Origin of the sequence: Clostridium sp. YIM B02555, assembly GCF_022320955.1 — a bacterium.
GTDB lineage: Bacteria > Bacillota > Clostridia > Clostridiales > Clostridiaceae > Clostridium > Clostridium saccharoperbutylacetonicum.
On sequence record NZ_JAKJJY010000033.1, the window covers coordinates 14567 to 27774 of the forward strand.

General features: G+C 28.6%; 8 protein-coding genes. All 8 read right to left on the reverse strand.

Annotated features, from left to right (window positions below):
* Positions 1-3: 3 nt before the first annotated feature.
* The 8 genes from L3B98_RS27050 to L3B98_RS27085 all read right to left on the reverse strand — a co-directional run bounded on the left by L3B98_RS27050 (position 4) and on the right by L3B98_RS27085 (position 13107).
* A complete protein-coding gene (locus L3B98_RS27050; RefSeq protein WP_238918983.1) occupies positions 4-273 on the reverse strand; it encodes a PTS transporter subunit EIIB in 270 nt (89 codons plus the stop codon).
* Between the two features lie 417 nt (positions 274-690).
* On the reverse strand, positions 691-3156 hold the full coding sequence (locus L3B98_RS27055; RefSeq protein ID WP_238918984.1) for a LuxR C-terminal-related transcriptional regulator: 2466 nt from the start codon (positions 3154-3156) through the stop codon (positions 691-693).
* 328 nt (positions 3157-3484) lie between these two features.
* Complete coding sequence (gene htpG / locus L3B98_RS27060; protein ID WP_238918985.1) at positions 3485-5419, reverse strand: molecular chaperone HtpG; 1935 nt, start codon at positions 5417-5419, stop codon at positions 3485-3487.
* Between the two features lie 77 nt (positions 5420-5496).
* A complete protein-coding gene (locus tag L3B98_RS27065) occupies positions 5497-6765 on the reverse strand; it encodes an MFS transporter (protein WP_238918986.1) in 1269 nt (422 codons plus the stop codon).
* 154 nt (positions 6766-6919) lie between these two features.
* A complete protein-coding gene (locus tag L3B98_RS27070) occupies positions 6920-8683 on the reverse strand; it encodes an HD-GYP domain-containing protein (RefSeq protein WP_238918987.1) in 1764 nt (587 codons plus the stop codon).
* A gap of 173 nt (positions 8684-8856) precedes the next feature.
* Entirely contained in the window at positions 8857-9669 is an 813-nt protein-coding gene (locus tag L3B98_RS27075) for a purine-nucleoside phosphorylase (RefSeq protein WP_015391720.1), read from the reverse strand.
* A 650-nt stretch (positions 9670-10319) separates the two neighbouring features.
* Positions 10320-12350 (reverse strand): ABC transporter permease, encoded by a 2031-nt coding sequence (locus tag L3B98_RS27080; protein ID WP_015391719.1) that lies wholly within the window; start codon positions 12348-12350, stop codon positions 10320-10322.
* A complete protein-coding gene (locus L3B98_RS27085; RefSeq protein ID WP_015391718.1) occupies positions 12340-13107 on the reverse strand; it encodes an ABC transporter ATP-binding protein in 768 nt (255 codons plus the stop codon). Before L3B98_RS27085 ends, L3B98_RS27080 begins: the two co-directional genes overlap by 11 nt.
* Positions 13108-13208 lie beyond the last annotated feature (101 nt).

The window sequence follows — 13208 nt, forward strand, 5'->3', positions numbered from 1 at the left end:
TATCTAAATTCTATTTTTGAATTCATAAACTTTTTTGAATTCAGTAATTAAATTTTTTGCCTTTTTAGGCTCTAGTATTATTTGTAATTGTTCTTTTGTTTCAACAATCCCTAAAACTCCCTCAACTTTTTTAAATTGTCCAACATCTACCTTTCTTTTGTCTCTTAAATTTAATCTTAATCTTGTTGTGCAGTTTCCAACGGATACAATATTATCTTCATATCCAATGAAACCTAAAATATCTTCTGCTGATTTAGTAAGTTCTGTGTTCATCTAAACTCTCCCCCTAATTTTTAATTGATTCTATATCAAAAGCATACAAATTGTAAATTTCACAAAATATTACAACATTGCATATTTCAATACTTCTCAACAAACTTAACAATTTTCTCCCTAATTTTTCTAGAAAAAAATATAATAAATACCTTATAATCAGAACCTATCCCTAAACCCCTTGTTTTTTAGATCCCCAAAAAAGTATTTACTATATTTTGATTTTTTCGGTAGTACAATTAACCCCTTAATTAGTACTACCACACCCTTCATTAACTCTATAAATTCAATTTTCACCCATAGTTGATCTATATTTACCCTAACATATTAAATCTCTCAACAATTAGATTATATTACTATTTGGAAAATTTGTGTATTATACTAAAGTATAATTTATTGTATTTTTTTATGTTTTTTTTATAATATTCCTTTTTGTTTTAATAAATTTATTGCTACTGTTTTATTATTAACATCCAATTTATAGTAAACAGATGCCATGTGCTTTTTTACAGTTATTAATGCTATATGTAATTTATTTGAAATTTCAGTTTGCTTGTACCCCTCGTCCACTAATTTCATAACTTCAAGTTCTCTCGGTGTCAATTCTATTTCTTCACTTTTAGCATAATTCTTTTGATATATATCATTAAATCGCTCGCATTTTGGTAATAATACCTTAGCAAACTCATCTTCTTTTGCAAGTTCTCTTAAAACATGGATTATATGAGGACTAAGTTCAACAAAAACCATTACTATGTTATCTCTTTTTGCTAAATTTATAGCTTTCTGTAACGATTCTTTAGCACTTTCTACTCCATAAAGCTTGTACTTTGCTATAGAATCTATCATATATGCATATAAAATCCCAAAGATAAGCTTTTTTGTCAAATAAACTTCTAACATAATTTCCGCTTGTACTTCTAATTCAATATAACTTTTTTCGTGCAGCATAGTAAAAGCAGAAACAATATATTTCATCCTTCTAGATGGAAAAACTATTTGTAGATTAGGACATTCACCATCTTCGAGCCATTTACTCATATTAGGTAAATTTCCAGTGATTCCATCAATATAGCCTAGTGCAATTTCTGTTCCATTAAAAAATCTTGGCACTTCAAAATTTCTATATTGCTCCGTTAAAATATCATATTTTTCTTTAACATCGCTTGCATCATTTTTAATTACACTAATTCGCATCAAAAGAAATAGTGCACATATTTCTATGTAAGTTTGATTTTTAAGTTTAGCTTTATGTAATGCCTTATATGCAAATAATTCTGCTTTATCACAATCACCAGTTTCAAAAAAATATTCAGCACTTACTAAATAATCTCCACCTTCGCCACATCCGCCCGAAATCTTAGCTAAATACTTTGTAAACTGCCTTAAGTTTGCTTCATCATTTATTAAGCTGCCTTCACTTTTATAAAATAAGCTTAATAAATGTGGTGAACCAAAGGTAAGCGGCATTGAATTTTCTCCTACTCTTGATACTCTTCCTCCAAGCAAATCATATGCCTTCTTAAGATATTGAACCATCTTACTAGAATCACCATATATACCTAGTGTTTCAACATATGCTATCTCTCCCAATACTTGTTGCCTATATGGTAAATCCTCATTCATTTCATAAATAATCCAAAATTCATATAAAAGTTCTTTCCCTTTTTCTATATTTAAATAAACAATATAAAAAACAATATAAATCAAATATGCTACAGGTCTATTTACCTTTTGCTCCATACTAAGCATTTCTATAACTGGTTTCATAATTCTATCCCAAACATTGGTAAGGGATACTAAGGTATTCCTTTCCATTATATCCATTACTCGATCAAAGTTATTTGCCTTATAGTAATATTCTATAGCCTCCATATCATGGTGCTTTTCATAGTACCATTCCCCACACAGATTATTTATCTTAATTATATCTGAATTTAGCAATGCCTCTTCTATCAATGCACTTCTCAAAATAGAATGTAACGTATAAATTTTACTTTCAGTATCATATCTTATAAAACAGTTATTCGATGATAAAGCTCTGATAACATCTCTTGAGCACTGATTTTCTGTTACATAAATAGCTTGCTCCAACGTAAATTTATCAATAGGTGCTAATTTTAAAAGTATTTGTTTAGTAGATTCATCAAGTTTATCATATACTGCCAGCTTAATTAATTCTGTTGCCTGAGGTATATTATCAAAGGTTTTTTCATTATAATATTGAATCAATGAAAGATAGGTAGCAGAAGTCCATCCTGCTGTATACTCATACACTTTTTCCTTCTCTTCATCATTTAGTCTAATTCCATTAAGTTTAAAAAAATCTACAGTTTCCTCAAACGTATATGAAATATCATCCTGCCACATCACCAAACATTTTTGCTTTAGTTCAAGTTCTATATATTGATTAGAAGGTTTATTACGACTTATTATAACAATATGCAAATCAGGTATTTCTTCTAACGCAATAGCTTTTATTAAATAATTAACATAAATATTTTCCGCATCATACCAATCGTCAATAATCATTACAGTTTTTTGCCTTATTGCATTTTGTATTGTTTCTATTATTGTATATAAATCTGTATTATTTTTGGGAACTCCATATGCGCTAAGTTTTTGACCTAAATTAGGATTTGCAACTTTAATTGAATTGCAAAATTTAATCCATCTCCAAGTGGAATCAATATCTTCATCTGGATTATCAAACCAAATAGTTTGTATTTCATTTTTCTTTCGTAAAAAATTTTTAACAGCAGTACTTTTACCATATCCCATGGAAGCTGATATAAAAAACACTGACACTTCCAACATTTGTGATAACATTTTATCTATACGAGGTCTGTTTAATATTTTAGGTCTAAAAATTTTATCAATCATAAGGCTTCCCTTCCATCTCATACAAATTCAGCATATTCCTTTCTTATTGGTTACAATTTATAAATTGTAACCACGCTCCTCACAAATTAAACATCCTTGTCAAACCGTGCTATAATTTATATAGAAATATTTTATCATATTTAAAATCCAATTTCAATTTTCATATATTTTTTTAAAAGTACTAAATTTGTTATATTCCATCCTTATTTTTCCAATGATCTTCATATCATTAATTGTCTAATTAGATGAAAAAAAATAGATTCTAAGCATCCTATAAATTTATTTTAGATGCTTAGAACCATTTTAACACATTGTCTATTCAATTAAATTATAATAATATAACCTTACTTAATAATTGATTATTTCTTTTTATAAATTCATCCATTTCACTTGCATCTAATTCCTTGTTAGCAATCTTAGCTAAATCTAAAATATGCTCACAAATAAACTTAACCTCATCCTTTTTCCCATCATCCTTATATACCTCTAAAAGTTTTTTAATAATAGCATTGTTATTATTAATTACCAAAGTTTTTTCTTCATCAAACATTCCTGGGAAACTCATTCCTGATTTTGCATACATCTTGCTCATTTGAGCCATTCTTCTCGATTCTTCAGATACAAGTATAAGTGCTGGAGTTTCTTCATTTTTTAATCCTTCTACTGATAAATTCTTAATTTTATCTCCGAGAGAAGTTTTAAATAACTCTTCAATTTCCTTATTTAATGCTTTTGCAGTCTCATCATTTTCATCAGTTTTGCTTCCTAATGTATCTGAAATATCTGAATCAATTCTGTTGAATTTAACCCCTGCTTCATGCATTTCTAAGAACGAAATAAAGTGATCATCTAATGAGCAATCTAAAATCACTGCATCTAAGTCATATTCTTTGAACATTTTAATGTACTGTGATTGTTGTTTTTCATCATTAGCATAGAAGACTTTATTTTCATGCTTTTCCTTATTAGCTTCAAGATAATCCTTTAATGTTACAAATTCACCTTTTAAATTCTTGAAGATAACTATTTCTTTTATCTTATCATAGAATTTTGGATCTCTTAAGCAACCATATTTAATGAATATTTGTATGTCTGGCCAGAACTTATTAAATTCTTCTCTGCTATTTTTAAATAAATCTACTAATTTATCTGCAACCTTCTTAACTATATGATTTGAAATTTTTGAAACCTCTTTATCATTTTGAAGGAAGCTTCTTGAAACATTTAAAGGCAAATCAGGACAATCTATTGTACCTTTTAATAATAATAAGAATTCTGGAATTACTTCCTTAATATTATCAGCAACAAACACTTGGTTGTTATATAATTTTACTTGACCTTCAGTTGCTTCAAATTCATGAGTTAATTTAGGGAAATACAATATTCCTTTTAAATTAAATGGATAATCTACATTTAAATGAATCCAAAACAAAGGTTCATTGAAATCCATAAATACTTTTCTATAGAAATCTTTGTATTCTTCATCAGTACAATCCTTAGGAGCCTTAACCCACAATGGATTTGTATCATTTAAAGGTTTTGGTGCTTCTGGCTCAACTAATTCTTGATATTCAGTTCCATCCTCATTTTTCTTTGTTTCATATTTAGGTTCTTCTTTTGGCTTATTTTCATCTTCTAAATATATTTCTGTTGGTAAGAATGAACAATATTTCTTTATTATTTCTCTAACCTTGTATTCTTCTAAAAACTCTGTACTTTCATCATCTATAAATAATGTGATAGTTGTACCTCTTGTTTTTCTTTCCTCTGAAGGTGCAATTTCATACTCAGTACCACCTGAACATTCCCATCTTACAGCTTCTGCTCCTTCTTTATAAGATTGAGTATCTATTTGTACCTTAGTTGATACCATAAAAGTTGAATAAAACCCAAGTCCAAAATGTCCAATTATATCTTTTCCTTCATCCATTTTGTCCTTGTACTTTTCCATAAAGTCAGTTGCTCCAGAAAAAGCTACTTGGTTAATGTACTTTTTAACCTCTTCTTCTGTCATACCAATACCATTATCAATAAATTTAAGAGTTTTCTTTTCCTTATTTACTGATACTGTAACCTTATATATATCATCTCCATTGTTATTTGCCTCTCCAAGAGAAACTAACCTTTGAAATTTGCTAATTGCATCACATGCATTACTTATTACTTCTCTTATAAATATGTCTTTATCAGAGTATAGCCATTTCTTAATAATAGGAAATATGTTCTCAGTATCAATTGAAATATTACCATTTTCTTTTATCATGTATAACCACTCCTCTTAATTTTTTCCCAAAAAATATTTTAGAATAAACAATAAAAATTGTCAAATAATTCTTGCTATCAAATAGTTGCGCTATTCCTAATAATCATTCGATTTTTTGCAATTTTCTCTGCAATAATTCCTAAAACCACAGCTAATAAAGCACTAGCGGCAGCCAAGGTATATCCTGGCATTAATCCATACTTCTCTATTATATTTCCAATTATCATAGGAGAAAGTGCACCACCACTCATTATTATTATTGATAAGGTTGAGTTTAATCTACCTCTATGAGATGCCGGAGAATTATTGGAAATAAAGGCAGATGAATTTGCTGCTCCAATTATCTCTCCAAAAGTCATAAGCGAAACCGCCATAATAAACAACGGCATAGAACCTATGCATCCAAACATAAAAAAGGAAATTACATATATAAAGTTCCCTAAACATATATTCATTAATTCCGAGAATTTTTTAGTTAGTTTCATTAGGAAAGGCGTTCCAATTATTACAATCGTCCCATTTACAGCTCCTAATAACGCAAACATACTTGCTCCATCACTTCCATATATCTTTCCAAGTTGAAGCGGCAAAGCAAAAGGCCACTCTGCATATGTAAAATTTCTAAAAAACATAATCATACAAAATACAAGAAGAATTGGCCTACTCATTAAAATTTTAAATACTGAGCCTTCTACATTATCTTCTAACTCATTTCTTTCTTCCATTTTGTTTTCTTCTTCATTCTCTATTGTACTTTTATAAATTGTTTTCTCTTTAATTAAGACCATAACAAGAACCATAGAAATTATAGTTGTAACTGCATCACCAATAAATACTAATGATAGATAACTTTTATATAGAAACCCTCCAATAATTGGTCCAATAGCAAACCCAATATTTATTCCCATATATAATAAGGAATATGAAACTTTTCTATTTTTAGTATTTGTAACATCTGCTTGCAATGCATCATACGCTGTAAATGCCATTGAATAAAGGCAGGATGATGCTATCATCATTTTAGCCGTAAGCATTGATATTGGTATAATTCCACATAAAATAATCAAAACAGCACCTAATGATTGACATACAACTATTACTTTTTTACGACCAAAGGAATCAACCATTTTTCCACCTATCACCAAACCAATCCCCTGCAAACATGATTGCAATGCAATAAAGCTTCCAGATTCAGCTGAAGACATACCAAATTTTTGTGTTAAAATAAGCGTCATCAAAGGGCCAACAAAGGATCCAAGGCAATTTATAATTCTCCCAATAAAAAGAATATAAATTTCCCTCGGTAGTCCCCTATACTGCTCAAAACTTTGTCTAATTTTAAACATAACATCTCCTTTCAATGATATTAAGACATGACAACTAAAATTATCAAGATATTCTCCTTCTCTTAATATCTAATAATTATCATGTCAATACATTTTTTCCATTAAGTAATACTTAATCCAAAATTATACAACTTTTTGAAACATAATGCAAATCCTATAAAAAATTAAACACTTCATCTACAAATAAATTAACTAATTTAGGATCAAATTGACTTCCAGAGTTTCGCTTTAATTCTTCTATCGCAAACTCCTTTGTTAATGCTTTTCGATAACTTCTATCACTAGTTATTGCATCATATGTATCTGCAATTGATATAATGCGTGCTTCCATAGGAATTTCTTCACCTTTAATCCCCTTAGGATATCCACTTCCATCCCATCTTTCATGATGGGAAAGTATATACTCTGCAATATCTGATAATTCATTTACTGTACTTAATATTCTAAATCCAATTTCAGGGTGTCGCTTAATTTCATTATATTCTTCAACTGTAAGTTTTCCTGTCTTATTAAGAATACTTTCTGCTATTGCTACTTTTCCTATATCATGCAATAATCCAGCTGTTTTTAACTCTTGAACTCTTGTCTCTGGTAACTTGAGCCTCATCCCCATAGCTTCACATAATTGTGATACTCTAATTGAATGCTGTTCTTCATTCCTATTCTTTTCATTAAGGGTATTAATTATTGTACTAACAGTTTTTCCCCTCATATTTGAACTTTCAAAAAGCTTTCTTTTATACATATAATCTTCAGCTTTTCTAAATATATCTTGGATATTCTCTTCCACATTATGTTTTGTCTCATATCCAAAAGAAATAGACAAATCTATATTCTGTATTTTTTCCTCTTTAGCTAAACTATTAATATTTTTAATAATCCTTTCTGCTTCATCGGTATCTGTTTTAGGCATCAAAATAACAAATTCATCTCCGCCTAACCTAACGATAATATCTTGAGGTCTACAGCCTTCTTTTATTATTTGTGCTGTTTTTCTAATTAACTCATCCCCCACAACATGACCAAAAGAATCATTAATTAATTTCAAGCCATTTACATCACCTAAAACTATGGTCAGAGGAAAATTGTTTTTCACATCTAACCTAATCAATTCATCCTCATAGAAACGTCTATTATATAGTCCTGTTAATTGATCATTATAACTTAAGTATTGCAAACTTTCTTCTAATTTCTTTCTAACAGTTATATCTCTTAATATAGCTAATACTTCATTTTCTCCATTCTTAACCATTCTTATTTCAAAATAGCCTTCAATTCCTTCATCAATTAACTTATACTCAAAACTTTGTAAATCACCGGTTTCAAATAAACGTTTTAAACTTTTATCAGCTAGTTCAGCCACTTCATTTGGCATAATTTCTGCAATACTTCTTCCTATAAATTTTTCTCTTGATACTAATAGCAAATTATCATCATCGGTTTCACATCCTATAAAAACACCTTGAAAATTGATAATAAACAAGACATCTGGAATAGCTTTAATAATTGCTCTACTCTTTTCTTCGCTTTTATTTAGTTTTTGCTGCTCTTCATTTATTTGTTCATATTGACTTCGTAATTCCTCTTCATAAGCAGCTAATTGCTGAGCATAAGCTTCAAGCTCTTCATGAGTATTATTAAGTTGTCGTTCTACAAAATATATTTTTTTCAAAAATGTTCCAATTAATAAATAGAGAATGATTGTTGTTACAATTATATATAGAAAACCTTTATAAATACTGAATTTTAATATTCCATTCTGATCCTTTACAATTATTGCAATAATTGTATCTGAAAAATAAATCCAAACAATACCAATTATAGCGTATATTAAGCATATCTTTATATTTTGACGTTTGAATGAATACTGATTGCTTGAAAAAAGTGAATAAATTTTATTTCTAATCCACATAATCATATTAATTCTCCTAATTTAAGAAACTATTCTCTATTTATACTTTTTTTACATACATTTTAGCAAATTATATCTTATATTATGAAAATATTCAATAATATTTAGAGACTATTGCAACTCACGTTACAATAGTCTCCAAACTTTATTTATTATACCCAATCTCAGTCTACATATTACTAAATTTCTTCTATAATCCTTGCTACCCACTTACATAAATCTATAGAAGCCTTTTGAGCTATTTCTACTACTCTATCATGAGAATGTTTTACTTTTTGTATTCCTGTAGCCATATTAGTTATGCAAGCTATTCCAAGTACATCCATTCCTAAATAATTTGCAACTATAGTCTCAGGTACAGTTGACATTCCAACTGCATCAGCTCCATGACGTCCAATCATCACTATTTCTGCTGCAGTTTCATAATAAGGTCCCATAAATCCTGCATAAACTCCTTCTGCATAATTTATTTTTAATTCCTCTCCTATTTTCTTTGCCTTATCAATAAATTCTAACTTAAAAGGCTCTGACATATCAGGGAATCTTGGCCCAAGTCTCTCATCATTTATTCCAATTAAAGGATTATCTCCAAATAAATTTATAAAGTCATTAATGATCATTAATGTTCCTGGCTCAAAACTTTTATTTATTCCACCACAAGCATTAGTTACAACGATTTTTTCTATACCTAATTTTTTCATTACATATATTGGATATGTAACTTCCTTCATTGTGTAACCTTCATAGTAATGAAATCTTCCCTGCATTAACATTACTTCTATTCCATTAATTTTTCCAAATACTAACTTACCTTCATGTCCTTTAACTGTTGACACAGGAAAGTTTGGAATATTCTCATAAGGAATTTCTTCTACTTCTTTTACTTCACTAACCAAATCTCCTAACCCTGTTCCAAGGATTACTGCAATTTTAGGCTTTCTATTAACCTTACTGTTAATGTATTCTACTGATTCCATTATTTTATCGTACATAATTTTTCCTCCTACTTTAATAAGTTTATGTATACTACTATATAATTTACTATATTTTAGATAATAATTCTATAATCACTAATAAAAAAGCATACTAAAACTAATTTAAATTTTTAATATGCCTTAATATATATGTTACATTGATCAATTGTCAATGCTCAATAATCAATGTATTTTGATTTCCACTTAAAGTCTTTAATCTTTCAATAATTACTTTTTCAATGCATATTTATTCTATAGATATCCCAATTAATAATCAAACTTATAAATGGAATATAAATGCATCATTAAGAAATTATAATCGTAACACTACACTAGAAATTAGATACATTTTTCTGGAAGCAGGCATGTGAAATTGAGCTGTTGAAGGGTATTAATGGGGGCTTGTTTCATTTCAGCTTGTCCAAAAGTGAATGTCCAAAAAGTAAGTGTCCAAATTTTATATTTGGAAACACGAACTTTCTCCCTGGAGCTTTTATATTTGGAAACATGAACTTTCTCCTTGGGGATTTTACATCTGGAACACGCTGAAATGACGACAAGCCGCCATTTAGAACCTTCCAGCGAAAATTTCATTAGTCCTGTGGAAGATAAATGTATCTGATTTCGGTAATTGTTGCATAATTCTGATTCTCGCTTTGGATTAATAACTAATTATATTCATTTGCAACTACATTCTTGTAAGCTATATAAGTTGCATATAAGTATCCGCCATAAACTATAACCATTATCAAAGCTGTAACTAAAATAGATTTTAACTGGTCTGAAGAACCTAATACAATTAAATAATTGTTTACCACTTTTATTCCAACATAAGAATGGACTACTGAAAGACCTAATGGTAATGTAAAGAATATTGCCACTTGCTTAAATATACTTTTATTAATCATCTTCTTAGTTGCACCTATTTTTCTTAGAGCTCTATATCGTTCTATTGATTCATTACACTGAGATAATTGTTGAAGTGCTAATACTGCTGCACTTGCTAGTAAAAATACTATTCCTAAATATACAGCTATAAATAATATTAATGCTGATACGCCTCTATTGGCCTCATATGCCATTTCCCTTGTAAACCCATAAATATTATAATTAGCTTTTTCACTTTCATTGCCAGCATTATAGGTAAAATCATTGAGTATAGTAGTTAATTCTGCTTTAGCTTTTTCTTTATTGTCTCCAGTAAAATTCAAGTTCACCATTTGTTCTGTTGGTTTCAAGCCTTCCACTAAATTATCTGGAACGATTAAGGTTAATAAACTATCACTTGAAGGTGAAGTTGAAAAAGCCTCCTCATTAACTTTCTTTTCTTTAAGGTTAAATTCCTTATTTCCAAGTTTTATTGAGTTTTCATTATTTACAAACTTAGTTAATAATTCTTTTAACGGTTCGTAATTCGAGGATACTAAAATTTCATTATCCTTAAGATTTATTTTTGCTTCACCTTTTAAGTTTCTCATGTCATTATATTCAGATACTTTAATCATACTTAGTTTTTCAAAAATCTTCATATTTAGCACACCTTTTTGATCATCAGTAACTGCATACTTATTCAATAAATCTTTTGCACTTGCATTATATTCATAACTTGCAATAGTGAAATACTTAATATCCTTATCTAAATCCAAATTCAACTGTTTTAAAACATCAATTGTTGAAGGCACCTCATTGCCTTTATTGCTAGATAATACAATAGATGCATCAAAGGGTGTTTGATTTTTCAATGTACCTTCCATAGAATTTTTAATGCTAAGCCCTGATGCTAGAGTACCTATTGTCACAAGAAGCATTAAACAAATTATTGTCATAGAAATGAAATTAGTATTAAACTTACTTGAAATCTGCCTTATATTAAATATATTTAATTCACTTAAATACAAATTTTCATTTTTTTGAAGTAGAAAAAATGCAGCTGATGCAATTCCATAAAAGAAAAGTCCAGTTCCCAAAATTCCAAGGGCTATAGATGCTTTAAATCTATTATCATAGAAATTTAAGCCAGCCTTATTTACTAAATAGTAAGCATAGCCTAAAACAATTATTGAAAGAATTAAAATAAGTGCTGCTAAAAAAGGATTTCTAATCTTTACCCTTTCATTTTTCTTGTCTGCACATAATAAATCAATCAATTTATATCTTGAAACAATAATTACATTAAATATCATTACTAATAAATACATTATTGCAAAGTATAAGATTGTTTTTAATATAGCTTTTGTTGATACTACAAAGCTATATTTTGTCATTTGCATTGCAAAAAGTTTAGCGGTAAAAATTGATAATACTTGTGAAAATAGTAGTCCAAGTAATAATCCAGCCACTAAGGATATTATACCGATGTATAAAGTTTCAAAAAATAATATCTTTGACATCTTTCTTTTGGCCATTCCTAAAATCATATATACTCCAAATTCTTTTTTTCTTTTACTAATCAAAAATTTAGTTGCATATATTATTAACCCACCTAAAATAACAGAAACTCCTATTGATATAATTGAAATCATTTGTTCCATTACTTTAACGTATCCTGCCTGACCTTTACTCATATCAGCCATTACAGATTGAGATTCAATTGAGTTAAAGCTATAAAATATACATACTGCAAAAGTTAAAGTCAAAAAATATATAGTATAATCCTTAAAGCTTTTCTTTACATTGTTTAGAGCCATTTTAGAATACATCTTTAGAATCACCTCCAAGAAGAGTTACAATTTCAATAATCTTATTAAAAAAATCTTTTCTAGAATCTTCTCCCCTGACTAATTCATTAAAAATCTTTCCATCTTTAATAAACAATATTCTATGAGCATAACTTGCTGTAAAAGCATCATGAGTTACCATCAAAATAGTAGCTTCTAATTCTTTATTTAATTTTTCAATAGAAGTTAAAAGCAATTTTGCAGCTTTAGAATCTAAAGCTCCTGTTGGCTCATCCGCTAATATAAGCTTTGGATTATTTACTATAGCCCTAGCTGATGCAACCCTTTGCTTTTGTCCTCCTGACATTTGATATGGAAATTTGTTTAGCACTTCTGTTATTTCTAAGCTTTCAGCTGATTTCCTAACTAATTCATCAACTTCTTTTCCTCGCTTACCGGCAATTGTCAAGGCTAATGCAATATTTTCATATGCAGTTAATGTATCTAATAAATTAAAATCTTGAAATATAAATCCAAGCTTATCTCTTCTGAATTTTTCTAATTTCCTACTTTTTAATCTTGTAATATCATCTTCATCTATTATTATTTCTCCAGTAGAAACTTTATCTATTGTTGAAATACAATTTAACAAAGTAGTTTTCCCACTACCAGAAGGCCCCATAATTCCAACAAATTCTCCTTTTTGAACTTTAAAGCTTATATTATCAAGTGCTTTAGTCACATTGTCTTTACTTCCATAATACTTTTCTACATTTTGTACGTTTAAAATATTTTCCATAATTGTTCCTCCGTTTTCTAATTAAATTGGATTTTTCTAACTCCATGACTATATTCTAATATCTAGCACCTTTTTTTCATATTGAATTAGCTTTCATATAT